The sequence below is a fragment of the Flavobacterium sp. xlx-214 genome, from assembly GCF_013874595.1.
Lineage (GTDB): Bacteria > Bacteroidota > Bacteroidia > Flavobacteriales > Flavobacteriaceae > Flavobacterium.
The window spans coordinates 384,288-409,015 of record NZ_CP059431.1 but is presented as its reverse complement, the minus strand read 5'-3'; the positions used below and the strand labels follow the sequence as shown (position 1 = coordinate 409,015).

The following is a 24,728-nucleotide window of genomic DNA, read 5'->3' as shown; positions in this document are numbered from 1 at the left end:
TAAACTACATTTGTTGAAAAATTAAGCTATGAAAAAAATAATTCTTTTACTTGTTATGTTGCTAAGTTGCGTGCCAACATTTGCACAGGCAAATAAAGCAAGCGTGCAAAAATTGATTGAGTTATCAGGTGAGTTGAAAGAGTTTTACAATATTACAGAACAACTTTCAAGACAGCTTTCTGCAGAAAACAGAGATGATTTTAAGAAGGATATGCAGCCTTTGTTAGATAAGCAAAAAGCTAGATTGGTAGCCTATTATGCCCAAAATTTGTCGCAAGATGAAGTAGATAATTTAATTACCTTTTACCAATCGCCGTTAGCAAAAAAATACGTAATGATTGGGCAAAACTATGCGGTGGTTCTAAGTAATAAAGCCGATGCTTTTAAAGAAGAGTTACAAGGTATTATTATGAAATATATGATGTAAAAAAGAGAAACCAAAGTTTCTCTTTTTTTATTTTGTAATACGTGCTAAATAATCAAAATGATCGCCTTCGGTTATTAAAGTACATTTTAAGTTTTGTGCCAAACAAGCATTTTGCAAGGTGTTGTAATCTAAATACAACCAATCAAATGTTTCTTCCTGCTCACCTTTGTAAGTAACTTTAAAAGTTAATTCGCCATAATAATCACCTTGTATGGGAATCCATTTTCCGCCATCCTCATCTTCATCAAACATATAAATAATATCGCTGCTATCTATTAAAATTTGTCCATTTTCGTTTAAAAGCGATATCAGTTTTTTAAGGTATTCATCAATGTTTTTAAGCTTACCAAAAATACCTGTACCATTCATAAGTAAATAAATAGTATCAAACGTTTCGGTAGTAGGTAACTCTAAAATATTTTGTTGTTTTGCTCTTTTAACACCTCTTAATTTACAGGTTTCAATAGCGTTGGATGATATATCAATTGCTAAAACATCAAAGCCTTTTTCTTGCAAATACAAAGCGTGGCTGCCAGCGCCGCATCCTACATCTAAAATACTTCCTTTGGCTAATTGCAGTGCTTTTTGTTCAAGTTTAGGCATTTCTTTAAATGAACGAAACAAATAGTTTACTTCCATTTCATCAGCCTCGCTAATATTGGTTTCGGTAATGATGTTTTCTGGAGAATTGTTTGTAGCAAAATCAAGCATTGCTTTACCAAAAAGATCTTTAAACATAAAAAGGATATTTGTAATTTTGCATTTTAAGTATGCAATGGAAAACTATTTAAAACAATTACCAAAGTTAGCAAAAGATAAGCATTCTGAGAACAAGAAATATTTTGATAAGCTAAAAAAGAAAACGCCCAAGGATTTAGACTATCAAATGCAAAAGATACACGACGATGTTTTTAAGAAAACTGATTGCTTAAGTTGTGCAAACTGTTGTAAAACTACAGGGCCTTTGTTTACAATTGCCGATATTGATAGAATTGCAAAGCATTTACGTATGAAATCGCAGCAGTTTATAGAGCAGTATTTGCGTGTTGATGAGGATAATGATTATGTACTGCAACAAGTGCCTTGTACTTTTTTAGATGCCGATAATTATTGCTTTATTTACGATGTACGTCCAAAAGCTTGCAGAGAGTTTCCGCATACCGATAGAAAAAAGTTTCAGCAAATAAGCAATCTTACTTTAAAAAATGTAGAAATATGCCCAGCAGCTTATGCTGTGGTAGAAGAAATGAAAAAGAAAATGCCTTTGTAAAAAGGCATTTTCTTATATAAAACTATGTTCGTTATCTAGGTAATTTTTTAAAAAGGCTTGAACATCCTCTTCGTTATCAAAAGTTTCTAAAACATATTCTACTAAACTTAAGATAAACTCTTTAAAACGTTCAAATAAATCAACTATTCTTCCAAATATTTTTAAAAACCATTCATAAAGTGATTGAAAACGATCAATAATTGAAATGACAGCGTCTGTTACATTCATAGCACGTACTTTTTTTCATTGTTATTACATCAAAAATATAAAAAATATTTGATTTTAGTAGACGCAAGAATGATAAATTGTCGTTAAAAATCGGTGTATAACAAGTATTTTGCTCTTGTTTTTTTAAAGTCCTCCAAGCCAGCTTTCCACGTTGCTTTAATTTCCTTTTCAGTTAATCCTTTTTCAATTTGTTGTTGTAATTTTTTGGTGCCAGCCAACTTAATAAAAAAGTTATTAAAGAATTTTTCTTTATTACTAGTGTTTTTATATGCCTTTAACAACCATTCTAAAGAAAAACTGTCGATTGGTTTGTGGTTTGATAAATCTTCACCATAACATAACGTGCCATTGTGCATCGGATCTTTAGCACCATCGTTTGGTTTGGGAGTAAAACTATATATTGTATTCTTTAAAAATGGCGATCCGTATATTTGGAATTGCTTGTTGGTGCCTCTGCCTGAGCTTACATTGGTTCCTTCAAAAAAACACAAACTAGTGTATAGATTAATAGATAAATCGTTTGGTAAATTAGGCGATGGCTTTACAGGTAATGAATACGCCATGCTTTTGTTGTAATTTGCCACAGGTATTACAGTAAGTTGTGCTTGTACACCATTTTTTAACCATTTTTCACCGTTAATCATTTGGGCATATTCGCCAATGGTCATTCCATGTAAAACGGGAATAGGGTGCATACCTACAAAACTTTTGTTTTCCATTTCTAAAACAGGTCCATCAATAGTTGCGCCTTTAGGGTTCGGTCTGTCTAAAACAATTAACGGAATGTTATTTTCGGCACAAGCTTCCATTACATAATGTAACGACGATATATAGGTATAAAATCGCGCACCTACATCCTGTAAATCAAAAATCATAACATCAATACCCGCTAATTGTTCTTTGTTTGGTTTTTTATTGTTTCCGTACAAAGAAATAATTGGTAAACCAGTTTTGGTATCTTTTCCGTCCTTAATCAGTTCACCGGCATCGGCAGTTCCTCTAAAACCATGTTCAGGAGCGTAAATCTTTTTTAGGTTGATGTTCTTTTCGATTAAAAAATCAACCAAATGCACTATTTTGTATTTATGGGTAGTACTTTTTAATTCACTTCCATTAGTTACAATCCCATCTTCCACTTTTACAATACCCGTTTGATTGGTTAAAATACCTACTTTTTTATCTTTTAATAACGGAAGATATAGTGGTGATTGATTGGCTCCTGTTTCTATAATGGAGTTTTCATAAATATAGTTTTCCTGAGCCCAACAAGCAAAATTTAAACTTGTAAACAAGCTTAATACAAAAAATAAAAATGTATTTTTGGTGTGAATTATAGATTTCATGGGTTTGAATTTATCTTATTTTATTGCCAAACGTTTAGCAACCTCTAAAAAGTATAAAAATAGTGTTTCTGCGCCAATTATAAAAATTGCAGTTGCAGCAGTTGCCATTAGTGTGGTTATGATGTTGGTTTCGGTAGCAACAGGTTTGGGATTACAACAAAAAATACGCGATAAAATTACATCATTCAATGGGCATGTAGTGATTTCAAATTTCGATAACAACCAATCGCAAGTTACGTTAGAACCTATTTCAACTCAACAGCAGTTTTATCCTAAGTTTACTGCTGTACCTCAAGTTACCGCTGTGCATCCTTTTGCGACAAAAGCGGGTGTGGTGCGTACCGATAAAGCTTTTGAAGGTATTGTTTTTAAAGGAGTTGATGCTAACTACCAATGGAATTACCTGCAAGAGTATTTGGTTGAAGGCAAATTGCCTGCCTACCCTAAAAATGGTATGACCAACGAAGTACTTGTTTCATCGTTCTTAGCTGATAGATTACAGTTGAAAGTAGGCGATAAAATACAGACTTATTTTTTACGAAACGATGAAGAAGGTTTACCGCGTGTGGTGGCTTTCAAAATAGCGGGTATTTATACATCGGGTTTTCCGCAGTTTGATGAAACCTTTGTGATAGGCGATATAAAGCACATACAACGCTTAAACAAATGGCAAGAAACTGAAGTAGGAGGGTTTGAAGTTTTTATTGACGATTTTACCCATATTGAAACCGTTTCGCAACAAATTTACGATCAACTACCGTCAACCTTAAACAGTGAGCCTATTACAGCCAAATACATTAATATTTTTGATTGGTTAAAACTGTTTGATTTTAATATTTACATTATTGTTGGCTTAATGATTTTAGTTGCCATAATAAACATGGTAGTGGCTTTATTGGTGCTTATTTTAGAACGTACCCAAATGGTAGGGCTTTTAAAAACCATGGGGGCAAGCAATTGGCAAATACGCAAAATATTTGTGTACAATGCCACTTATATTGTGTTTATAGGTTTGTTAATAGGCAATGTGGTAGGCATTGGTTTGCTGCTACTGCAACAACAATTGGGTATTATAAAGCTTGATCCTACCCAGTATTATGTGAAAGAGGCTCCTGTATATTTATCTCTAGTACATGTATTGCTTATTAATACTGCCTTGGTGGTATTGTGTTACCTTATTATGCTTATTCCGTCTTATATTACAACTAAAATTGCACCTGCAACATCGGTTAAGTTTCAGTAGAGTTAGATGAAAGAAAATAAAGAAAAGAGAATAGAAGATACATTTAAATTCTACTTTGATTTTGAAGATGTTTCACTACAGATAGAGAAATTGAATAATCATTTTGATAAAAGCCATCAATTAGGTGATTGTTTAGAGAACGGAACTGTTGAAAGGGTTCATAGTGCTTCTGAAAAAGCAATAGCTGTTTTTGAACAAGTTTTTATAGATGTTACTAAAGAAATAACTTTATTGATATATGAGTTTCCTGAGCCAAATGCTTTTAATGCTCCCAATAGTTTTCTTCATTCTCAGATAAATAATATAACAGATTCTATAAAAATTTCAAAGAAAAAATTTGATATTTTTCTGATTAAAGTGCCTATTAAAAATATCAATTATAAAGAAATTTTAAAGACTATCGTTAATACCGAAATGGGATTTAATCCATCCACTGATCAAATTGTATACTTTCTTGATTTTGAAACAGATAATGCGTTTGTGATGTATGATGATAGATTTTGTTTAACAAAAAGTACCACCAACTTGTCATTCTGAAAGAATCCTCGAACAAGTAGTTTGTTTATTGAGATTCCTACGGAATGACATGCTGTTTGCAATATAAACAAACAACATCCTACACTAAACATCCATCACCACTACTTCAACAAACCGTATTCTTTTAATATATCTTTAAACTTGGGGTTTTTAATATAATCGTTAAAATCGTGCGACTTTTGTCCCGTAAAATCAGTTTTTACAAAGCAAGTGTAGTAATCGCACAATTGATTGTAAGCATCTTCTTTGTAACCCAAATCGGTTGGTTTTAAGGTTTTCGATAAAAAACCAATGAATTTTTTCAACAACGGATCGGTATTATTCACGGTAATGTGAATGGTTTTTAATTGATGCGAAAAATCTCTAAAGTCGGTTACATCATCGTATTTCGATTTAAAATCATCAACCCCCACAGCAGGTGCCAGCATAATACAGGTAATTTTGTTTTTGTTTTCGCGTAGGGTTTTGGCATCGTCAATATCCACGTTATGGTTTTCAAAGGTTTGGGTTTTAATACTTTCGTTAAAATGAGGCGAACTCAACGCACTCAGTACCACCGATGCCCCACGGCTGTGCGATATAATATACACCTCTTTATTGCTTATGGCATTTAAGATACGACGCAAACCAAACTCGCCCGCCATTTGACTGTAATTGGTAGCATCAAACCAAATTTTAGCACCACCCAACATGTTTTGTGCCGCCAAACCATCCCAATAAAACTGAATCACGCCATCGGTACTTGAGTTAATGTTCATGATACTGCGTGCAAGCTCGTAATTCTCAGTGCTTTTTTTTGCGGTGCTATTAAAACCGTGAACAAAAATAAACACGCGCTTTTTAGATTGTACTTGTGTACTTACGCTTTTAAGAAACGTGTTTTCGCTTTGCGATAGTTCTTTTTCAATACCCTTTTCGGTAGCAATTTTCATTAACGAATATTCGTTTTTTTTGGCATTAGGCGGAGGGGTACCGTATGTTTTGCGCCAATTGTTTGGATAAAAGTTTCCGTTTTGATCTACAAAAGAGTACAACACATTGGGTTTTTCTACCACATTAGGATTTGCCGATTTAGGTGTGTTGTGCAACGCCGCACACGATGTAATGATAATGCTGATACTAATGTAAAGGAATAACTTTTTCATAAGCCTACAATTTTATACAAAGTAATACAATTATGATGAGCTATTGTTTTTTGGAAGGATTATTTTGTTAAAATAAAGATATAATATGCATTACTAATACAAACATCTTACATATATAAAATAAGAAATAAAACAGGGCAAATAAATCTGTATATTCGTATAGTGTTGTTATAATAAAGGCAATTAATAAAAAAACAAGAAGTATGATATCAACCCAAACCCTTAACTTACCAAACAGGCAAAATTTGCAACGTATTTGCAAAGCTATTTCGGTTTTAGATGCTATTTTTTCTCAAGAATGGGAGTATCGTTACTATTCTTACAACAACAAATGGGGCAACAACGAAGAATTCTTTGAAATGCGCGATGGTGCTGGCGATCAAATGTTGGTGCTATTTACAGCCAATGGTTGTGTTATTAATGGTTTTGCACATGAGTTTTATGATTACGAAGAGCAATTACCCTCAAAAGAGGTGTTAACCAATGGTTTGCCTGCTGCTTACCACGAGTTTATATTTGGTGAGCCTGTACAATCAATTGGTACTACTTTTTGTATTTGGACAAATGATGAAAACCAATGGAAAATAGCTGAACTGGAGCATTATGAGGATGGATCGGCTGATTTATTAGATGCTTTTGATGATAATCCGCAAAGTTACGTAGATTGGGCTACAGAATATTTTGATGGTAGCTTTGTTGAAACGGGTATTCCGTTAGCAACGGTAACACATATTTACAACGGCGCTCCTTTAACCAAGGAGTTGGTTTTAACTTTGGTAGATGAACTAGAAGATTGGCAACAGTTAGAGGATGATCTTAATGAAATTGGCTATCCTTATCAATTTTAATAAACATTTGGTGGTTGTTGGTTTGTAAGATAGGTTTTATTGAAAATACATGGCAGATGTATACTTAATTACTACCAACAAAAAAACCGATTGTTTTACCAATCGGTTGCAATAAATAAATAAAAAGCGAAAAATTACTGAATGTTCCACCACACACGGGTGTTAATATCATCGGCTCCCATTTGGGTTACTGCCTGTTGGTAGTTCTCGGCATTTTGTCGTTTTACATCTTGTGGGTATGGATAACGTACTGGCATTTTACCATCGTTATACAAGTTAGGTTGCAACGGTAGTTTAGGAAAACCTGTACGGTTAAACTCCATCCATTGTTGATTATCGGTAAAATACAAAGCAAAGTACTTTTGTGTTATAATTTGCTCTAAGGTATTGTTGAAAGCCACTTTAGGGTTTTCAAAATAAGCAGTAGGTGGTGTTGCATTCCATACTTTCATAGCGGCAGTTACACCATTTTTGTAAAAAACAGCAGCATCGCCTGTAATGGTTCCTTTAAAAGCCAATTCGGCTTTAATAAATTCAACTTCGGCATACGTCATTACAATGTTTTTCATAGGTGCTAATGCCGTGTTGTTGTGCGGTGCCGATGGGGTATAATCAATAGCACCTTCATTAAACGCATAACCCGATGGTATGCCTTTATAACCAATGTCTTTTTTGTCTTTATCTAACGCTTTGGTTGCCCAAATAGGTAATCGTGGGTCGTTCCATGCTAATAACTGATCCACAAAGAAAGTCGATAGCTTTTTATCGGCAGCATAATCTTGTATACGAGGCCATGGGGTAATGTTAGGTGCAACGCCTGTGTTAATAAGTATGGCATCATCGGCAGTCGATGTAAACACTGGGTAAGTAGCTGGGTTGTTAAGTATAGTGTTTAACTGCGCAGCGCTTTCGGCAGGCATTACATCGCTAACACGCAACAACATGCGCAGGTGTAATGAATTGGTCAACTTTTGCCATTTGTCTACTTTGTTGGCATACAATAAATCGGGCGCGTAAATCATGGGTTTGCTTACATCGTACAGCGTGTTTGCTTGATTTAAGTAGCCTAATACGGCTTTGTATATTTCTTGTTGACGTTGGAATTTAGGTTTTAAAACACCTTCGTCTCCTTTTAATGCTTCTTCAAAAGGAATATCGCCAAAACAATCGGTAAGGTTGGCAAAACACCAAGCTTTTAAGGTTAAAGCAACTGCTTGATAGTTAACATCGCCCGCGGCAATGGCAGCTTTTTCCATTTCATCGATGTTTTTTAACCAACGGTAATGATTGTCCCACATGGTTTGCCCAATAGCATCGGTAACCCAATAACGATGATACCCTAACGCATCATTTGACGGAAATGGAACGATACCTTGCATGAAGTGAGCTGTACGGTTATGCCACGCAGAATAAGAATTGTGATTGGTTACCCCATACAAAATAGGGTTTAGTAACGATGCCGGACTGATGCTTTCTAAACGATTTGGATCGGTGTTGATTTCTTCGAACTCGGCAGTGCAATTGTATAATGTTGTGGCTGCAATAAGTGCCAACAAGCTGTATTTTATTTTTTTCATGATGCTAAACAATTATAAACTTACTTTTACATTAAAGCCGTAGGTGGCTGGCGATGGTAACTGACCCATTTCTACACCTGGTACCATGCTTGCGCCGTTAAGTGCAGCAGTTTCGGGGTCGTAAAAAGGAAAATCACTCCAAGTATATAGGTTACGTGCAAAGGCGCTAATGGTTAAACCTTTTAGTTTGTTGCGCTCTAAGAATAATTTAGGAAAACTGTATGATAAACTTATTTCGCGTAGTTTTACATAAGTGGCATCAAATTTATTAGCCTCAACATTGGCACGGCGGTAGTATTCAGAATAATACGCAGGTACATCTACTTGTTTGGTGTTAGGTGAGTAAGTACCGTCAGCATTTTTAACAACACCATCGCCAATAATATAACCTTCTTCACGCCCCATTAACGATCCGTTTAAATGACCGTGTTCCATTGTTTTGTGATACGATTGTGAATAAAGAACCCCACCAAACGATCCGTCTAACGTAACACCTAAGTTCCATCCTTTGTACGATATATTGTTCGTCCAACCACCTTTCCAATCGGCATAGGCATTCCCTTGATAAGTTTCGGTTTCAGGGCGTACAGGCAAACCTGTTTTGGCATCGTAAATGATTTTACCATCTTCGTTACGAACAAAACCATAACCGTACATATCACCTGTTGATCCGCCTACTTTGCCAATAATAGATACTGTACCTGCCGAAGCTAATACTTGGCTGTCTGATCCTTCAAGACCCGCACCTAATTCTAATATTTCGTTTTTATTGTTAGCATAGGTGAAAGATGTTCTCCACTCAAAGTTTTTTGTTTTAATAGGCGATACATGTAGCATGGCTTCAAAGCCACGATTTTCTACCTTACCTGCATTGATGTACTGGCTGCTGTAACCTGTTGCGTAATCTAAAGGCACACTGATGATTTGGTTAGATGAAATGGTGTTGTAATACGATACATCAAACCCAAATCGATCGTTAAAGAAACGCATGTCTACACCAAACTCTGTTGATGTGGTTTGCTCTGGTTTTAAATTTGCGTTGTACAATTGGTTATCGTTAATAGCAGAACCCACAAACGGACTGTTATCGTAATATTTACCTGTAATAAAAGCACGAGAATCGTTACCTACTTGTGCCCATGATGCGCGTAGTTTGGTATAATCAATCCATAAAGGAAAGTTTAAGGCATCGCTTAAAATAAAACTTAAATTAGCTGATGGGTAAAAGTACGAGTTGTTACCTGCGGGTAGGGTAGATGACCAGTCGTTACGTGCTGTTAAATCTAAAAACAATAAGTTGCGGTATGAAAACGATCCTAAAGCATACAAACTGTTTACTTTTTCACGGTAATCATTAGAAACCGTCATTACGTTGCTGCTTGCATTGGCTAATTTATAAACATCGGGCACCGCTAAACCGTTGGCAGAAGCATCTAATCGGTTTACTTTATTGCTCATAATATTACCACCTGCCGATAAACTATAGTTAAAATAATCGCTTTCGTTGCCTTTATAGGTTAATAAGAAATCGGTGTTTATTTCTTGTTGGTTAATTAATTGCTTTTCGTAATATCCGGTAGCAAACTTCACCAAATCATACGGGCGTTTTAATTCGCGCACTTCGTTTTGTGAGTTAATACCAGAGCGTAACATTAACTTTAGGTTTTTGCTTAAATCAATATCTAAACTTAAGTTTCCTGTAAAAGTATTGTTATTGCTGCTGTTAATTACCTCGTTTACCAAAGCAAATGGGTTGTCTAAATACGTACTAAACGGACTGTTCATTTGCGTTTTTCCTTTATCTAACCAAATTTTACGGTACCAATCGATGTTGTTATTGGCATTGGTTAAAATCATAAAGTACGATATGGTGTGGTTGTTATAACCGGTAGATGGCATATTATCGCTGCTACGGTTGTAAAAGTTTAAGGTAGAATTAAGTTTGATGCCTTTAGCAATTTCATAGTTAGCTTTGGTTGATATAGCCACACGCTCAAACCCTGTATTAGGCATAATCCATTGATTGTCTGAGTAAGTTACCGATGCACGCATAGCGCCTTTGTCATTACCCGCAGCAAACGATAAACTATTGGTTAAAGTAGTACCAGCACGCCAAAAGCCTTTACGGGCATTATCATAGTTTTGCCACAAAGTACGTTGCGTACCCATGGTTCCTGTAGCGGGATCGTACTGAAAATACGATTGACCGTTAAAACGCGGACCAAAACCTAAATTACTTTGTGTTGCAGGACCGTCTTCACTTGCTTGATACGAATAATACAACTGCCCGGCGCTGTTAAAAGCCTTACCAGTACCCGATCCGTATTGTGTTTGCCAATCGGGCCAACGTTGTATTACATCAATGCTTACGTTAGAGTTGTATGTAATACCCAAACCTTGGCTCTTTTTACCCGATTTAGTAGTAATCATAACAGCTCCGTTTGCAGCACGCGATCCATACAAAGCCGTAGCACCTGCACCTTTTAATACTGTTACCGATTCAATATCTTCTGGGTTGATGTCTGACATACCGTTACCAAAATCAACAGGAGAGTCTGATGATAAATAACCTGAACTGTTGGTAGATGATGACATGTTTGAACTAATAGGAATACCATCAACCACAATTAAAGCACCGTTTAAATTAGGATCAATTGATCTGTTACCACGCAAAACCACTTGGGTAGAACTCATAGGTCCAGAACTAGCCGATGTAAATTGCATACCCGCCACTTTACCTTTCATGTTGTCAACCCAATTGTTAGATCGGGCATTGGTAAACTCGTCTGCATTTAACTTTTGTTGCGAATATCCTAACTGCTTCTCTTCTCGGGCAATACCTAAAGCAGTGATAACAATTTCATCTAGTTGGCTATCGTCTTCTTTTAAGGTAATGTTTAAAAAGGGAGTGCCATTGTAGGTTTGCGTAACATCTGCATAGCCAATGTAAGAGAATACTAATTCTGTAGTGTTGTTAAAATCATATTGTAATTCAAACATACCATTAGCATCTGTTTCAGTACCAATATCGGTACCTTTTATGTAAACAGCTGCCCCTGCAACAGGCTCGTTTTGCGCATTTACAACCTTACCTTTTACTGTAGATAGTGTTTGTTGTAACGTAAAAGCATGATGGTTGTTTGTAGGTGAAGCCCAAATGTATTGTGTTGAAAAAGGTATGGAAACCAAAACGAACATTTTTAGGAAATGAGCTACACTTTGTAGATTTTTTTTCATTTTAATTAAAATTGTTTTCGATTGTTTGCTTGTTGATTTTGTTGCACAAAGTAAGGGTGAACTTTTGATAACCCTTGATTTTATTGAGTTATCAAAAATTTATAAAAGTGTTTCCTAAAGATTATCGAATCTTATCAACTGATAAATTTTCTTAATAATTACTTAAACGTAAAAAATTTGTATTGTTTAAAATGTGCACTTTTTTTGTGCACAACAAATTTTTAAAACAACAATGAAACAATTTTTTAGTTCGGTATTTTTGCTACTGACTGTATCAAGTGCTTTATTTGCCCAAGAAAAAGCAAAAGGTATTGTTTACGAAGATGTAAACAAAAACGGTAAAAAAGATAAAAAAGAAAAAGTGCTTTCTAATGTATTGGTAAGTAACGGAGTTGATGTAGTTGCTACCAATAAAAAAGGAATGTATGAATTACCAATTACCAATGATGCACCTATTTTTGTAATTAAACCAGCAGGATATCAATTTCCGTTAGATGGTTTTAATTTGCCAAAATTTTATTATTTACACAAACCACAAGGGTCGCCGCAATCTAAATACGCTGGTGTACAACCAACGGGTAATTTACCAAAGTCGGTGGATTTTGCTTTGGTTCCTGCAAAAGAGTCTAACAGTTTTACAGCATTTGCTTTTGGCGATCCACAAGCATATACAAAAGAAGAAATAGAGTATTTTATAAACGGCGTTATAAAAGATGTTGATAAAAGCAAAGCGGTTTTTGGTATTAGTTTAGGCGATTTGGTAGGTGATGATTTATCATTGCAACCTGATTATAAAGAAGCTATTAAACAAATTGGTTTGCCTTGGTACAATGTTATGGGAAACCACGATATGAACTACGATGCTAAAATAGATGAGCATTCTGATGAAACGTACGAGTTAAACTTTGGTCCAAACAATTTTTCATTTAACTACGGAAAAGTACATTTTATCATCTTAGATAATATTTTGTATCCCGATCCAAGAGATGGCAAAAGTTATTGGGGAGGTTTGCGTGAAGATCAATTAAAATTCATTGAAAACGATTTAAAATTCGTTCCAAAAGATCATTTAGTGGTGTTGTCGTTTCATATTCCTTTAGAAGATAATAATAATGAGTGGTTTCGTGTTGCAGATCGTGAGCGTTTGTTTGATTTGTTGAAAGATCATCCAAATACGCTTTCATTATCGGCACACACACACATTCAGCAACAAATTTTTTACGGAAAAGATAAGGGTTGGAAACAAGAAAAAGCACATCATGAGTACAATGTAGGAACTACTTCTGGTGATTGGTATTCAGGTGAAATGAATGCACAAGGAGTGCCGGCATCAACCATGCGCGATGGTACTCCAAAAGGATATGCCTTAATTCATTTTGATGGTAACAAATACAAAGTAGATTATAAAGTTGCAGGTAAATCGCAAGAGTATCAAATCAATGTGTTTGCGCCAAAAGCTGTTTTAAAAGCAGAGAAAAGCCGTCATTTTGTTTATGCAAATGTTTTTATGGGAACGCCAACCGATGAGGTTTTATACAGTATAAACGATGGTGAATGGAAAAAGATGAATTTTGCCGATGAAGGTGATCCACATTACGAAAGTACTTTTTATAAATGGGATGTTTCAGAACAAGCTGTTAAAGGGCGTCGTCCATCAAAATCTATGAAATCTACCCACTTATGGTCGGCAAAAATACCAACCAATTTAGGCGTAGGTACGCACAAAGTAAAAGTAAAAGCTACCGATATGTATGGTAAAATACATTATGGCTCAACCGAATATAAAATAACTGAATAGGTTTTATTCATTTTTGCGTGTGAAAAAGCCAACCTTTTTAGGGTTGGCTTTTTGTTATGTTAGTTTGTTTTGAAATGAAATGGCATGTTGCTCTTTTAAAATATTGAGTAAATTATTTATTTCTTCTGGTTTTTGGGTCCCAATTAAAATTTTCTTACCGTTTTTTAAATGCATTTTCAAACCAATGTTTCCTTTAATATTATAGGCTTTGTCATCGCCAATGCCTCTAATGCCCCATCCACCATATTCAAAAAGCGGACTGTATTTTAATAATTCAATGCTATTGATTTCGTCCCATTTAAAGACTTTTGGTTTTCTATGAAAAGGACTAAATTGAAAACTGATACCTTCACTATTTATGGATGTTTGCAGATACATTACAGCAAAAAGAATCATAATAATCACCATAGGACCTGTGTATATGAGTATAGATATTATAGATGGATTGGGCTTTTTAAAGAGAGGAAATAATGAAGAAATCAAAAGTCCTGTTAAAAGTATCCAAACCCAAATTTGTGTAAAATGTTGTTTTTCTTTGAACTGCATACCAAAGTGTTTTTTCAAATATAATAAAAAAGGTCAACCTCAATGGTTGACCTTTTTTACTTTTCATGCTTATTATTAAATAGTGAAAGTATTGAATACTACTATTATTAATTAGAAGGAATTAATTCTACGGGTTCATGATTAATTGTTTCTTGCAATAAATGAGATCTTGAGAATCCTTTTGAAATTGTATCTGTTGTTTCTTTATTTGTTGCCATTGTGTGACTTTGACTTGAACCACAAGAAATGATTAAAAAAGTACTAACGCAAATAATTAATAGTGATGCAAATATTTTCATATAAAAACTTCTTTTTATTTATTTAATCCTTCAGCTGCCTTTAAAACGGCTTCTTTTAATCTTAATTTGTAGTCGATCATTTTTTGAAGCAATTCAGCGTTTTGACTTGCTAAAATTTGTACAGCTAATAAACCAGCGTTTTTAGCTCCGTTTAAAGCTACGGTTGCTACAGGAACGCCGCCAGGCATTTGTAATATTGATAAAACAGAATCCCAACCATCGATTGAATTTGATGATTTTACAGGAACACCAATTACAGGTAGCGGACTCATACTTGCTACCATTCCTGGTAAATGTGCTGCACCACCAGCCCCCGCAATAATTACATTGATGCCGTTTTTATGTGCGTTGTTTGAAAAATCGACTAATTTTTCAGGAGTTCTGTGTGCTGATACAATATCAACAAACGTTTCTACTCCAAATTCTTTTAAAACATCTATGGCTTGTTGCATTACCGGCATATCCGAAATACTTCCCATTACTACTGCTACTTTCATTTATTGTTGTGTTGTTGTTTTTAAATCTTATTTCGAAATCACTCTAATGGTTTCTTTTACTTGTTGAGCCACTTTACGAGCTTCGGCCATGTTTTGGTTTACAATCGTTACGTGACCCATTTTGCGGAACGGACGTGTTTCACGTTTTCCGTAAATATGAGGAGTAACGCCATCAATCGCCATGATTTTTTCGATGTTTTCATAAACAACTTGTCCTGAAAAACCTTCTTCGCCAACTAAATTCACCATAATTCCGGCAACTTTACTATCGGTGTTTCCTAAAGGTAAATCTAAAATAGCGCGAATGTGTTGTTCAAATTGTGATGTATAACTTGCTTCAATAGAATAATGACCCGAATTGTGTGGGCGAGGAGCTACTTCATTCACCAAAATTTGATCATCGGCAGTTTGAAACATTTCAACAGCCAATAAACCTACATGATTGTATGCTTCTGAAACTTTTAAAGCAATTTCACGAGCATTATTTGCAACCGTTTCATCAATACGCGCTGGGCAAATAACATATTCTACTTGATTTGCTTCTGGATGAAATTCCATTTCTACCACAGGATATGTTTTTATTTCACCTGAAGCTGAACGAGCCACAATAACGGCTAATTCATTTTTAAACGGAATCATTTTTTCTGCGATACATTCTGTTTCTGGAAGTGTATTTAGGTCTTCCATTTTACGAACTACTTTAACTCCGTTACCATCGTAGCCGCCTTCGGTTGCTTTCCAAACAAAAGGAATTTCAATGTTTCCATTGTTTACCTCCGTTTTTAAGGCTTCTAAAGTTGTAAAGCGTTTATAAGGTGCTGTTGGGATGTTGTTTTTTGTGTAAAAATCTTTCTGATTTCCTTTGTTCGAAATTAAACGCAACGTTTTTGGTGAAGGATATACTTTTTTTCCTTGCGATTCTAAAGTTTCTAAAGCTTCAAGGTTTACATTTTCAATTTCAATGGTTAAAACATCTACCTGATTTCCTAAATCTATCACCGTTTGGTAATCATTTAATGATCCTTGAAAGAATTTTGTAGCGCCAAACTGGCAAGGAGCCTCAGAACTAGGATCTACTACATAGGTTTGTATATCGAATTTTCTAGTTTCGGTCAACATCATTTTACCTAATTGACCACCGCCTAAAATGCCTAATTTAAAATCTGAAGAAAAATAACTCATCCTAATTTTTGATTGTGTGTTGTTTAAACCGCAAAGATACTATTTCGGTTTTCATTATGAAAATGTAAAATTCACGATTTACGTTTATGCAATAGTTTCATTATTTTTTTGCCTCTGCTCGTAAACGATGGCTCTTGTAACAACAAATTTTGTTCAATAAGGGCAATAAGTTGTTCTTTAATCCAATCTTCTTCATCAACCAAGAAATATAAAATATGTATTGCATTTACGCGTGTTGCCACTGCCGATGGTAAAATAATCCAATCAAACATGGTGTTTACAATTTGTTGCTTTTGCGTTGTGTTGTAAACATTTTTGTTGTGTTTTAATTGATGAAAAATAGTTCTAGAAACGCAGCGCTTGGTAGATTCGTGTGTTTCGTTTAACGCTTTGCTCAAATACAAATCTAAATAATCATTCAAATAATCTATATGGCGTTCTACCAACATATCAAACGCATGGTAAAGAACAATTTTTTGCTTTTCATCTACAAAATAAATCACCTCCAGAAACTTATCAGCCAAAATACCCTGATCCAAAATATGATTCATTGCCAACGTTCTGCTAGGAGTGCTTAAATTGTGCTGGTGTGTTGAAAAATAGGTAATTACATCCATATAAAATTATTGAAAAGCGAATTTATATTAAAAATAAAAATATATTCGGTAAAACTGAGAATAAACTTTATTTAAAATACACGTATTCGTATATTTGCAAAGAAAATGCAAAAATGGAAATTCAAATTCTAGATAAAACTTTTGTGCCCTACATTACAGCATCGCAAATTGATGTTGAGGTGCAGCGTATCGCAAAAGAATTATTAGCCGAATATGAAAATGAAGTTCCTGTTTTTTTGGTGGTTTTAAACGGTGCTTTTATGTTTGCTTCAGATTTAATGAAGCATTATAACAACCCCGCAGAGCTATCGTTTGTTAAAATGGCTTCTTATGAAGGAGCCGATTCAACAGGAGAAGTAACACAATTGTTAGGTTTAGATATTGATATTACCAATAAACATGTGGTAATTATTGAAGATATAGTTGATACCGGAACAACCATTGTAGCATTACATCAATTAATAAACAGATTTAAGATAAAGAGCGTTAAAGTGGCTACTTTGTTTTTTAAACCCGAAGCTTATAAAAAAGAAGTGCCTATTGATTTTATAGGATTTCAAATAGAAAATAAATTTATAGTAGGTTACGGTTTAGATTACAACAAACAAGGAAGAAATTTAAGCGAAATTTATCAAATAAAATAACACAATTACATAATTAAATGATAGCAATAGTATTATTTGGAAAACCTGGTGCAGGAAAAGGTACTCAGGCTGAGTTTTTAAAAGAAAAATATAACTTAACACATATTTCAACTGGAGATGTTTTTCGTTTTAATATTAAAAACGAAACCGAATTAGGTAAAAAAGCACAAGAGTTTATTAATAAAGGTGAGTTAGTTCCAGATTCAATTACTATTGATATGCTAAAAAATGAAGTAGAAAAAAACATGGATAAAGCAGGTTTTTTGTTTGATGGTTTTCCAAGAACCATTGCACAAGCCGAAGCTTTAGATACTTTTTTAACTTCAATAAATTTACAAGTTACAGCTACCGTTGCTTTAGAAGCTGATGATGATGTATTGGTAGCACGTATTTTAGAGCGTGGTAAAACTTCTGGCAGACCAGATGATCAAGACGAAACTAAAATTCGTACACGTTACGATGAATACAATGAAAAAACAGCACCACTTATAGAATATTATAAAGGGCAAAATAAATACCACGCAGTAAACGGAATTGGTTCTATTGAAGAAATTACCAATCGTTTAAGTGAGGTTATAAATCGCTTATAATTTTTCAAAAAATAATTTAAAATAATCTTATCCTTTTTGTATTTTAGGGTAAGATTATTTTGTGTTTAATAAATAAAGAAATCATTGGAAATTTTAATAATTTTTATCCTAATCCTTTTAAACGGAATTTTTTCTATGTCGGAAATGGCATTAGTCTCCTCAAGGAAAAATCGTTTAGAAATGGCCGCCAAGAAAGGCAGTAGTAGTGCCAAAGCCGCCTTAAAGTTGGTTGATGAGCCCAATAATTTTTTATCAACCGTACAAATAGGAATTACCTTAATAGGTATTTTAACCGGTATTTTTTCGGGTGATAAGGTTACGGCCGATATGCAACTTTTAATATCAAAAATACCAGCACTACAACCTTATGCGTCTTCATTAAGTGTTGGTGTGGTTCTTTTTCTTCTTACTTTTTTCTCTTTAATTTTAGGAGAGCTTGTTCCCAAACGTTTAGGCTTAAATTATCCAGAAACCATTGCTAAAATGGTAGCTATTCCTATGACCTTTATTTCAAAAATTGCAGCTCCTTTTGTGTGGTTACTTACAAAATCATCTGATTTGTTATTAAATATTTTAAATATTAAACCAACTGCCGATGGTAAAGTAACCGAAGAAGAAATTCGATCAATTATTAAAGAAAGTACCGAAATTGGTGAAGTACAAGAAATTGAACAAGATATTGTAGAGCGCGTTTTTAACATTGGCGATTTAAAAGTGAATGCTTTAATGAGTCATAGAAAATCGGTTGTTTATTTAGATTGCGAAGACACTTTGCAAGAATTAAAAGACAAAGTAATTAACGAATTGCACTCTCATTACCCTGTTTGTGAAGGAAGTTTAGATGAAGTTATTGGGGTGGTATCTTTAAAAGATTTATTTTTGCTGTTTGAAAAAGGCGGAAACGATTTAAAAACCATTTTAAAAGAGCCTACTTTTTTCATAGAACACACATCGGCTTATAAGGCGTTAGAGCAGTTTAAAAAGTCGAAAAACCATTATGCGTTGGTTACCGATGAGTATGGTGTAATTCAAGGTGTAATCACTTTAAATGATATTTTAGAGTCGTTGGTTGGCGATGCTTCTGAGTTTTACGAAGAAGAATTTAAATTAGAAGAGATAAGCGATGGTAAATGGATTGTAGATGGATTTTATCCTTTACACGATTTGCTTTCGTATTTTGAGTTAGACGAATTAATGCCCGATTATGATGTAACAACTGTTAGTGGCTTGATAATGAAAGAATTATCTTACATACCAAAAACAGGCGAAAAATTAATTTGGAATAAAATGGAGTTTGAAGTGTTGGCTGCAAACGGAGTAAAAATTGATAAAATAGGCATTACCCTATTAAAAGATTAAAACAATGACAGAAGGGAATTTTGTAGATTACGTAAAAATATATGTAGCATCGGGTAAAGGTGGTAAAGGATCATCTCACTTACACCGTGAAAAGTTTATTGAAAAAGGAGGTCCCGATGGTGGTGATGGTGGTCGTGGTGGTCATATCATCATTCGTGGAAACGAAAGTTTATGGACTTTGCATCACTTGCGTTTTCAGCGTCATATAAAAGCGACACACGGTGGCGATGGAGGAAGTTCAAGAAGTACAGGTTCCGATGGTGAAGATCGTTACATTGATGTGCCTTTAGGTACTGTTGTAAAAGATAAAGAAACAGGCGAATTGCTTTTTGAGATTACTGAAAACGGCGAAGAAAAAATCTTAGCGCGTGGTGGTAAAGGTGGTTTGGGTAACTGGCATTTTCGCTCGTCAACCAATCAAACGCCTCGTTATGCGCAACCAGGTATGCCAGGTGAAGAAGTTGATATTATTTTAGAGTTAAAAGTATTAGCGGATGTAGGTTTGGTTGGCTTTCCAAATGCAGGGAAATCTACTTTACTTTCGGTTTTAACTTCAGCAAAACCAAAAATTGGCGATTATCCGTTTACAACCTTAAAACCAAATTTAGGTATTGTAGAATATCGTGATTTTAAATCGTTTGTAATTGCTGATATTCCAGGTATTATTGAAGGTGCTGCAGAAGGAAAAGGTTTAGGTCATTATTTCTTAAGACATATTGAGCGTAATTCAACGTTGTTATTTTTAATTCCTGCTGATGCCGATGATATTAAAAAAGAATACGATATTTTGTTGGATGAGCTAAGAAGATACAATCCTGAAATGTTAGATAAAGATCGTTTGGTTGTTATTTCTAAATGCGATATGTTAGATGATGAGTTGAAAGCAGAAATGAAACAACAACTAGATAAAGATTTTGAAGGTTTACCTTATTTATTTATCTCATCGGTAGCTCAACAAGGCTTAACCGAATTGAAAGATAAATTATGGCAAATGCTGAATTAAATCTATAAACGAATACTAATAAAAAAAGGAGCTAATCTGTACAGATTAGCTCCTTTTTTATTGTAAAATGTATTTTTCTATAATATATTCTGTAATTGGTTTTAATGTTTTTCCAGTTTCGGGATGTAAGCCAGGCGCATTAAAAAAATCCAAAGTACCATTCGCATTTTTAACATACCAAATTTTAGGATTGCCTTTTACATCAAAAAAAGAGGTTTTATTACTCACTTTTATCTTCTTAAAATGGTTGATTAATTTTTCATCTTTTGGTACACTGGTTTCTACAAAACCTTTAACACGTTCATTACAACTAATGGCTTGGTATTGCTCTCCGTTCCAAATCATACAGTCTTTAGTTGTAAAGCTTTTAATATTTAAAAATAACGATATTGCCACTATCATTGATAGCAAACTAATTACTACTATTTTCTTACTTCGTTTATTTTTTTTCGGAATTACTTTTTCAATAATTATTTCCTTTTTATTAGATGGAACAACTTCTTCAGAGGATATTTTAAACTCATCTTCGGCTAAATTTATTGAATCAGCAGCAATTAAATTATTTCTTTCTTCAATTACATCTTTATCTTCTATTTCCAAATTATCAACTTCTTTTTTTGAAAGATGCATAAACTTTTTAAACGGTCTATTTGGATAGTTTAAAACAACAGCCAAAGCATCGAGTCTTTTAATTTCAGATAAATCACTTTTATCTTTTAAGAAATTTACCAACGGACGAAACTTATCTATTATTCCTTTAATCTTATGTGCGTTATTTTTTTCATAAGGAAAGCCAAAAAAGCGCTCAAATATAATAGCATCAACTTCGTTGTTTGTTTCTTCTATTCTTTGAACGAATAAATCTCTTAATAAAGCAGGAGTAGGCATTATTAAATAATGACTTTTTTCACCTTCTTTCTCTACTTCATAATATTCTTTAAGTGCTTTTTTATAGGATTCAGGCATAAATAAAATGTTTTATATCGGAATTCGTCCACATTCATCGGAATTGTCGGAATCATCGGAATTCCTTGATATTCAGCTTCAAAAAGTGCTGTTACTTTGCTTCAGAAATCAGTAAATGTTTTGTTACGAATATGACAAAAGTACAAAACTAATTTCTGTTAAATAAATGCATGACTTGCAAAATCTTTCTCTGGGAAGTAGCATTTTTTTGTGAGTTAGACATTACCACTTCCCAATACAGAGCGCTCTGTTTTTTTGAAAGTGTGCAAAACTATCGACAAGCGTCGAAAGGCACACTATGGTTTAATCTTACAACTTAATTAAAATGACAAAAAAAGGCTTTTTAGCAGGATTGTTCCTGCTTGGTATTTCGGTAACTGCTTTTGCAAAAAATAGTGAAACAGCAAAGCAAAATATTTCGATAAATGATGAATCAATTAACAAGATTTTTTCTAGTGAAACTGTTGATGGAGATCAAAGTGGTGGCGGAAACACTGGTGCAAACGGCACTATATTAATTCCTATAAAACCACCCAAACCACCTGTAATTCTTAAATAGAAATTCTTGTTTAACAAAAGAAAAGTAATAATTTAGAGTTTTCTTAATTTCTTTAACAGCTTAATGAAATTTTACTACTTTATTTTATTACTTTTTTCTGTTTTATGCGTTTCTTGTCAAAAACAAAATCGTTCTTTTGATGATAATAAGGATGTTTACAAAACGATTGATTCGCTTTATCAATTGTCTTTTTCAGACAATCTTAGTTTTATAGATCAAGTAAAAGCTACTAATCAAGGCATGTTGGTTGCTAAAACACATAAGATTGATTCATTGTATTTAAAAGGTATGAGTAACAAGGCATATCTTTATAGTAATATTCATCCTGATCGCGCTCAATACTACATCAATCAACTTGTTTCTGAATCAAAAAAGAGAAATAATAAAAAATACCTAGGTTACTCTTATTCGTTAAAAGGAAATTCTTTTTACAATAAAGCGTTGTATGATAGTGCTTACTATTATTTTAAAAACGCGAATCTTATTTATAATGATGTAAAAGATAGTGTGTCTTTAGGATACAACCAAATAATGATGGCACGCATTCATTATTTTTATAATGATTATAATACAAGCGAAGAATTGGCAACGTTAGCTATAGAAAATCTACAAGCAAAAGAAAGCTCTTATTTAATAGAAACGTATAATATTTTAGGTAGTATTTATAAGAACACACATAAATACGATGAAGCAATTATTTATTACCAAAAGGCATTAACACTTACAGAAAAAAAATCTTTAGAAGGACAATATTTAAGAAATAATATAGCTTCATTATACATCGTTTCTCATAAGTATGAAAAAGCAAAAGTAATCCTCTATGATTTGCTAAATTCTGAGTTGATTAATAGAGATGTTACATTACAATCGGCTGTCTTATTAAATTTAGGCCATGTTTTATTTAAACAAAATAATAAAGATGGTTTGCAACAAATGGTACAATCATTACAGCTACGAGTAAAGGCACATTTAGAATTATCATCTATTGAAAACTATATTTTAATATCCGATTTTTATGAATCCAAAGAAAAATCTACATCTATTGCATACTTAAAAAAAGCATTAACATTAGCAACAAAGCATAAAAATATAGACAATGAAATTTTAGCTTTAAAAAAGTTGATTTTACTTACACCTAATGCTCCAAATTATGCTGAAAAATATATTAGTTTAAATGATAGCATAACTTATGTTCGAAATCAAGCTAAAAACCAATTTGCTAAAATGCGCTTTGATTATTCTATGGAATTGCAGCAAAATCAGCAATTAAAATCAAAAGCTATAAAAGATGAATTATTAATACAGCAACAAAGAAATCGACATTTTATATTGTATACAACAATTATTTTTCTGGTGCTGCTGGCTTTGTTTATCTATTATTACATTCGCATCAAGCATAAAAAAGAAAAAGTAGAGGAAAATTATAAAACCGAACAACGCATTGCTACCCGCATTCATGATGAGTTGGCTAATGATGTGTACCATACTATGTCTTATGCAGAAAATACCGATTTGTCTAATGATGAAAATAAAGAAAAATTATTAGATCATTTAGAAGATGTTTACCATAGAACGCGGAATATTTCTAAGGAAAACAGTTTTATTGCCACAGGAAATGATTATGTTGATTATTTAAGAAACATGCTTTTAGAGTTTCAAGACAATCATGTGAAAATAACTACAGCTGGTATAGACGATTTTCCTTGGCATCAGTTAAGCGATATAAAAAAGGTAGTGGTGTACAGGGTTATTCAAGAATTATTGGTGAATATGAAAAAACATAGTCAGGCCAATTTGGTGATGATTAAGTTTGTTAAAACACATAAAATAGGGCAAATTCATTATTCAGATAATGGAGTAGGTTTTAATAAGAATGAAGAAAAAATTAAAAATGGACTTCAAAATGTGGAAACCCGTACAAAAACCATAAATGGAAGCATTACTTTTGACCAGAAAGTAAAAAAAGGGGTAAAGGCTATTGTTAGTTTTCCTATCTAAAAAGAGTAAAATGTTCAAAAAAGTTTTAATTGCAGAAGATATTGATACAATTAGTTTAGGCGTGGTTTCTGCTTTAAAGTTGTATCCAGAAATGGAAATTGTTCATTCTAAATATTGCGAAGATGCTTTGTTAAAAATAAAAAAAGCACTACAAGACAATCAACCTTTTGATTTGCTAATCTCAGATCTTTCTTTTAAGACTGATCAAACCAATACTGTTCTCAATTCTGGGGAAGATTTAATAAATGCAGTTAAAAAAATACAACCCCAACTTGCTATTGTGGTGTATTCAATTGAAGATCGTATGGCAAAAATTAAAAATATGTTTGATCGTAATTTAATAAACAGCTATGTTTCAAAAGGACGTAACAGTGCACAAGAGCTAAGAAAATCAATTGAAAATATTTATGAAAATGGAGAACAGTATGTACCAGAATCACTTCAGCATTTACTAAAAAAAGCTACTGTTTTTGAAATAGATGATCAAGATATAGAATTATTACATCTTTTAGCAAGTGGACATTCACAAGAGGAAATTAGCACCGTTTTTCGAAACAAAAAATATTCATCTGCTAGTGTAAGTAGTTTAGAAAAACGCATCAATAAACTCAAAATTCATTTTAACTCACGCAATATAACACATCTGATCAATCAAACGAAAGATCTTGGTTTAATCTAGATTTTAATTAGTTATAATATTACATAGAAACACTTGTTTGTTGTTGTTTTCCTAGAGTTTTTTAATTCTAAGAAAACGCTAAATCCGACTTACCAAAAGTCGGATTTTTTTATATTTTTTTTGGCTGAATAAGGAA

The 24,728-nt window shown here is 33.4% G+C and carries 25 protein-coding genes; 13 read left to right on the top strand and 12 right to left on the bottom strand.

The window, feature by feature from the left end; all coding sequences use genetic code 11:
* Nucleotides 1-28 precede the first annotated feature (28 nt).
* Entirely contained in the window at nucleotides 29-427 is a 399-nt protein-coding gene (locus tag H1R17_RS01970; protein ID WP_163431714.1) for a DUF2059 domain-containing protein, read from the top strand.
* Nucleotides 428-454: 27 nt separating this feature from the next.
* Here H1R17_RS01970 and H1R17_RS01965 read toward each other — a convergent pair whose 3' ends face one another.
* The gene (locus H1R17_RS01965) at nucleotides 455-1,165 is read right to left on the bottom strand and encodes a bifunctional 2-polyprenyl-6-hydroxyphenol methylase/3-demethylubiquinol 3-O-methyltransferase UbiG (protein WP_163431715.1); all 711 of its coding nucleotides are present in this window, start codon (nucleotides 1,163-1,165) and stop codon (nucleotides 455-457) included.
* Nucleotides 1,166-1,202: 37 nt separating this feature from the next.
* Between H1R17_RS01965 and H1R17_RS01960 the strand changes: the two genes are divergently transcribed.
* Nucleotides 1,203-1,697 carry a YkgJ family cysteine cluster protein gene (locus H1R17_RS01960; protein ID WP_163431928.1) on the top strand — a complete coding sequence of 165 codons (495 nt, stop codon included), beginning with the start codon at nucleotides 1,203-1,205 and terminating at the stop codon, nucleotides 1,695-1,697.
* A 12-nt stretch (nucleotides 1,698-1,709) separates the two neighbouring features.
* On the opposite strand, the gene H1R17_RS01955 is transcribed toward H1R17_RS01960, so the two are convergent.
* Together H1R17_RS01955 and H1R17_RS01950 are read right to left on the bottom strand one after the other, a co-directional pair.
* Nucleotides 1,710-1,925 (bottom strand): hypothetical protein, encoded by a 216-nt coding sequence (locus tag H1R17_RS01955; RefSeq protein WP_163431716.1) that lies wholly within the window; start codon nucleotides 1,923-1,925, stop codon nucleotides 1,710-1,712.
* 83 nt (nucleotides 1,926-2,008) lie between these two features.
* Nucleotides 2,009-3,268, bottom strand: a complete 1,260-nt coding sequence (locus tag H1R17_RS01950) for an exo-beta-N-acetylmuramidase NamZ domain-containing protein (RefSeq protein WP_163431717.1) — start codon at nucleotides 3,266-3,268, stop codon at nucleotides 2,009-2,011.
* A 4-nt stretch (nucleotides 3,269-3,272) separates the two neighbouring features.
* Here H1R17_RS01950 and H1R17_RS01945 point away from each other — a divergent pair, with 4 nt between their 5' ends.
* On the top strand, nucleotides 3,273-4,511 hold the full coding sequence (locus tag H1R17_RS01945) for an ABC transporter permease (RefSeq protein ID WP_163431929.1): 1,239 nt from the start codon (nucleotides 3,273-3,275) through the stop codon (nucleotides 4,509-4,511).
* 6 nt (nucleotides 4,512-4,517) lie between these two features.
* Nucleotides 4,518-5,048, top strand: a complete 531-nt coding sequence (locus tag H1R17_RS01940; protein WP_163431718.1) for a hypothetical protein — start codon at nucleotides 4,518-4,520, stop codon at nucleotides 5,046-5,048.
* 101 nt (nucleotides 5,049-5,149) lie between these two features.
* Here H1R17_RS01940 and H1R17_RS01935 read toward each other — a convergent pair whose 3' ends face one another.
* The gene (locus H1R17_RS01935) at nucleotides 5,150-6,193 is read right to left on the bottom strand and encodes an alpha/beta hydrolase (protein WP_163431719.1); all 1,044 of its coding nucleotides are present in this window, start codon (nucleotides 6,191-6,193) and stop codon (nucleotides 5,150-5,152) included.
* A gap of 203 nt (nucleotides 6,194-6,396) precedes the next feature.
* On the opposite strand from H1R17_RS01935, the gene H1R17_RS01930 reads away from it, so the two are divergent.
* Nucleotides 6,397-7,041: a hypothetical protein gene (locus tag H1R17_RS01930; protein ID WP_163431720.1), complete on the top strand. Its 645-nt coding sequence runs from the start codon at nucleotides 6,397-6,399 to the stop codon at nucleotides 7,039-7,041.
* Nucleotides 7,042-7,175: 134 nt separating this feature from the next.
* Here the strand turns inward: H1R17_RS01930 and H1R17_RS01925 are convergent, their stop codons facing one another.
* Together H1R17_RS01925 and H1R17_RS01920 are read right to left on the bottom strand one after the other, a co-directional pair.
* Entirely contained in the window at nucleotides 7,176-8,618 is a 1,443-nt protein-coding gene (locus tag H1R17_RS01925; protein WP_163431721.1) for a SusD/RagB family nutrient-binding outer membrane lipoprotein, read from the bottom strand.
* A gap of 12 nt (nucleotides 8,619-8,630) precedes the next feature.
* Complete coding sequence (locus H1R17_RS01920; protein ID WP_163431722.1) at nucleotides 8,631-11,855, bottom strand: SusC/RagA family TonB-linked outer membrane protein; 3,225 nt, start codon at nucleotides 11,853-11,855, stop codon at nucleotides 8,631-8,633.
* A gap of 232 nt (nucleotides 11,856-12,087) precedes the next feature.
* On the opposite strand from H1R17_RS01920, the gene H1R17_RS01915 reads away from it, so the two are divergent.
* Nucleotides 12,088-13,653 carry a calcineurin-like phosphoesterase C-terminal domain-containing protein gene (locus H1R17_RS01915; protein ID WP_163431723.1) on the top strand — a complete coding sequence of 522 codons (1,566 nt, stop codon included), beginning with the start codon at nucleotides 12,088-12,090 and terminating at the stop codon, nucleotides 13,651-13,653.
* 54 nt (nucleotides 13,654-13,707) lie between these two features.
* Here the strand turns inward: H1R17_RS01915 and H1R17_RS14190 are convergent, their stop codons facing one another.
* From H1R17_RS14190 to H1R17_RS01890, 5 genes are all read right to left on the bottom strand, one after another.
* Complete coding sequence (locus tag H1R17_RS14190; RefSeq protein ID WP_163431724.1) at nucleotides 13,708-14,199, bottom strand: hypothetical protein; 492 nt, start codon at nucleotides 14,197-14,199, stop codon at nucleotides 13,708-13,710.
* A gap of 107 nt (nucleotides 14,200-14,306) precedes the next feature.
* Nucleotides 14,307-14,498: a hypothetical protein gene (locus H1R17_RS01905; protein WP_163431725.1), complete on the bottom strand. Its 192-nt coding sequence runs from the start codon at nucleotides 14,496-14,498 to the stop codon at nucleotides 14,307-14,309.
* Nucleotides 14,499-14,512: 14 nt separating this feature from the next.
* Nucleotides 14,513-14,995 (bottom strand): 5-(carboxyamino)imidazole ribonucleotide mutase, encoded by a 483-nt coding sequence (purE, locus tag H1R17_RS01900; protein WP_163431726.1) that lies wholly within the window; start codon nucleotides 14,993-14,995, stop codon nucleotides 14,513-14,515.
* A gap of 27 nt (nucleotides 14,996-15,022) precedes the next feature.
* On the bottom strand, nucleotides 15,023-16,177 hold the full coding sequence (locus tag H1R17_RS01895; RefSeq protein ID WP_163431727.1) for a 5-(carboxyamino)imidazole ribonucleotide synthase: 1,155 nt from the start codon (nucleotides 16,175-16,177) through the stop codon (nucleotides 15,023-15,025).
* Between the two features lie 71 nt (nucleotides 16,178-16,248).
* Entirely contained in the window at nucleotides 16,249-16,794 is a 546-nt protein-coding gene (locus tag H1R17_RS01890) for a hypothetical protein (RefSeq protein WP_163431728.1), read from the bottom strand.
* A 113-nt stretch (nucleotides 16,795-16,907) separates the two neighbouring features.
* Here H1R17_RS01890 and hpt point away from each other — a divergent pair, with 113 nt between their 5' ends.
* From hpt to obgE, 4 genes are all read left to right on the top strand, one after another.
* The gene (hpt, locus tag H1R17_RS01885) at nucleotides 16,908-17,438 is read left to right on the top strand and encodes a hypoxanthine phosphoribosyltransferase (protein WP_163431729.1); all 531 of its coding nucleotides are present in this window, start codon (nucleotides 16,908-16,910) and stop codon (nucleotides 17,436-17,438) included.
* A gap of 17 nt (nucleotides 17,439-17,455) precedes the next feature.
* On the top strand, nucleotides 17,456-18,028 hold the full coding sequence (locus tag H1R17_RS01880) for an adenylate kinase (RefSeq protein ID WP_163431730.1): 573 nt from the start codon (nucleotides 17,456-17,458) through the stop codon (nucleotides 18,026-18,028).
* 84 nt (nucleotides 18,029-18,112) lie between these two features.
* Nucleotides 18,113-19,387, top strand: coding sequence for a hemolysin family protein (locus tag H1R17_RS01875; protein WP_163431731.1), 1,275 nt, complete (start codon nucleotides 18,113-18,115; stop codon nucleotides 19,385-19,387).
* 4 nt (nucleotides 19,388-19,391) lie between these two features.
* Nucleotides 19,392-20,390, top strand: coding sequence for a GTPase ObgE (gene obgE, locus H1R17_RS01870; protein ID WP_163431732.1), 999 nt, complete (start codon nucleotides 19,392-19,394; stop codon nucleotides 20,388-20,390).
* A 57-nt stretch (nucleotides 20,391-20,447) separates the two neighbouring features.
* On the opposite strand, the gene H1R17_RS01865 is transcribed toward obgE, so the two are convergent.
* A complete protein-coding gene (locus tag H1R17_RS01865) occupies nucleotides 20,448-21,356 on the bottom strand; it encodes a hypothetical protein (RefSeq protein WP_163431733.1) in 909 nt (302 codons plus the stop codon).
* Nucleotides 21,357-21,681: 325 nt separating this feature from the next.
* Here H1R17_RS01865 and H1R17_RS01860 point away from each other — a divergent pair, with 325 nt between their 5' ends.
* The 3 genes from H1R17_RS01860 to H1R17_RS01850 all read left to right on the top strand — a co-directional run bounded on the left by H1R17_RS01860 (nucleotide 21,682) and on the right by H1R17_RS01850 (nucleotide 24,592).
* The gene (locus tag H1R17_RS01860; RefSeq protein ID WP_163431734.1) at nucleotides 21,682-21,915 is read left to right on the top strand and encodes a hypothetical protein; all 234 of its coding nucleotides are present in this window, start codon (nucleotides 21,682-21,684) and stop codon (nucleotides 21,913-21,915) included.
* A gap of 63 nt (nucleotides 21,916-21,978) precedes the next feature.
* Entirely contained in the window at nucleotides 21,979-23,913 is a 1,935-nt protein-coding gene (locus tag H1R17_RS01855; protein ID WP_163431735.1) for a tetratricopeptide repeat protein, read from the top strand.
* A gap of 10 nt (nucleotides 23,914-23,923) precedes the next feature.
* Nucleotides 23,924-24,592, top strand: a complete 669-nt coding sequence (locus H1R17_RS01850; protein WP_163431736.1) for a response regulator transcription factor — start codon at nucleotides 23,924-23,926, stop codon at nucleotides 24,590-24,592.
* Nucleotides 24,593-24,728 lie beyond the last annotated feature (136 nt).

Excerpts from the sequence above, each read along its gene's own strand:
- H1R17_RS01970 (WP_163431714.1), top strand. The coding sequence starts at position 29 with ATGAAAAAAATAATTCTTTTACTTGTTATGTTGCTAAGTTGCGTGCCA.
- H1R17_RS01965 (WP_163431715.1), bottom strand. The coding sequence starts at position 1,165 with ATGTTTAAAGATCTTTTTGGTAAAGCAATGCTTGATTTTGCTACAAAC.
- H1R17_RS01960 (WP_163431928.1), top strand. The coding sequence starts at position 1,203 with ATGGAAAACTATTTAAAACAATTACCAAAGTTAGCAAAAGATAAGCAT.
- H1R17_RS01955 (WP_163431716.1), bottom strand. The coding sequence starts at position 1,925 with ATGAATGTAACAGACGCTGTCATTTCAATTATTGATCGTTTTCAATCA.
- H1R17_RS01950 (WP_163431717.1), bottom strand. The coding sequence starts at position 3,268 with ATGAAATCTATAATTCACACCAAAAATACATTTTTATTTTTTGTATTA.
- H1R17_RS01940 (WP_163431718.1), top strand. The coding sequence starts at position 4,518 with ATGAAAGAAAATAAAGAAAAGAGAATAGAAGATACATTTAAATTCTAC.
- H1R17_RS01935 (WP_163431719.1), bottom strand. The coding sequence starts at position 6,193 with ATGAAAAAGTTATTCCTTTACATTAGTATCAGCATTATCATTACATCG.
- H1R17_RS01930 (WP_163431720.1), top strand. The coding sequence starts at position 6,397 with ATGATATCAACCCAAACCCTTAACTTACCAAACAGGCAAAATTTGCAA.
- H1R17_RS01925 (WP_163431721.1), bottom strand. The coding sequence starts at position 8,618 with ATGAAAAAAATAAAATACAGCTTGTTGGCACTTATTGCAGCCACAACA.
- H1R17_RS01920 (WP_163431722.1), bottom strand. The coding sequence starts at position 11,855 with ATGAAAAAAAATCTACAAAGTGTAGCTCATTTCCTAAAAATGTTCGTT.
- H1R17_RS01915 (WP_163431723.1), top strand. The coding sequence starts at position 12,088 with ATGAAACAATTTTTTAGTTCGGTATTTTTGCTACTGACTGTATCAAGT.
- H1R17_RS14190 (WP_163431724.1), bottom strand. The coding sequence starts at position 14,199 with ATGCAGTTCAAAGAAAAACAACATTTTACACAAATTTGGGTTTGGATA.
- H1R17_RS01905 (WP_163431725.1), bottom strand. The coding sequence starts at position 14,498 with ATGAAAATATTTGCATCACTATTAATTATTTGCGTTAGTACTTTTTTA.
- purE (WP_163431726.1), bottom strand. The coding sequence starts at position 14,995 with ATGAAAGTAGCAGTAGTAATGGGAAGTATTTCGGATATGCCGGTAATG.
- H1R17_RS01895 (WP_163431727.1), bottom strand. The coding sequence starts at position 16,177 with ATGAGTTATTTTTCTTCAGATTTTAAATTAGGCATTTTAGGCGGTGGT.
- H1R17_RS01890 (WP_163431728.1), bottom strand. The coding sequence starts at position 16,794 with ATGGATGTAATTACCTATTTTTCAACACACCAGCACAATTTAAGCACT.
- hpt (WP_163431729.1), top strand. The coding sequence starts at position 16,908 with ATGGAAATTCAAATTCTAGATAAAACTTTTGTGCCCTACATTACAGCA.
- H1R17_RS01880 (WP_163431730.1), top strand. The coding sequence starts at position 17,456 with ATGATAGCAATAGTATTATTTGGAAAACCTGGTGCAGGAAAAGGTACT.
- obgE (WP_163431732.1), top strand. The coding sequence starts at position 19,392 with ATGACAGAAGGGAATTTTGTAGATTACGTAAAAATATATGTAGCATCG.
- H1R17_RS01865 (WP_163431733.1), bottom strand. The coding sequence starts at position 21,356 with ATGCCTGAATCCTATAAAAAAGCACTTAAAGAATATTATGAAGTAGAG.
- H1R17_RS01860 (WP_163431734.1), top strand. The coding sequence starts at position 21,682 with ATGACAAAAAAAGGCTTTTTAGCAGGATTGTTCCTGCTTGGTATTTCG.
- H1R17_RS01855 (WP_163431735.1), top strand. The coding sequence starts at position 21,979 with ATGAAATTTTACTACTTTATTTTATTACTTTTTTCTGTTTTATGCGTT.
- H1R17_RS01850 (WP_163431736.1), top strand. The coding sequence starts at position 23,924 with ATGTTCAAAAAAGTTTTAATTGCAGAAGATATTGATACAATTAGTTTA.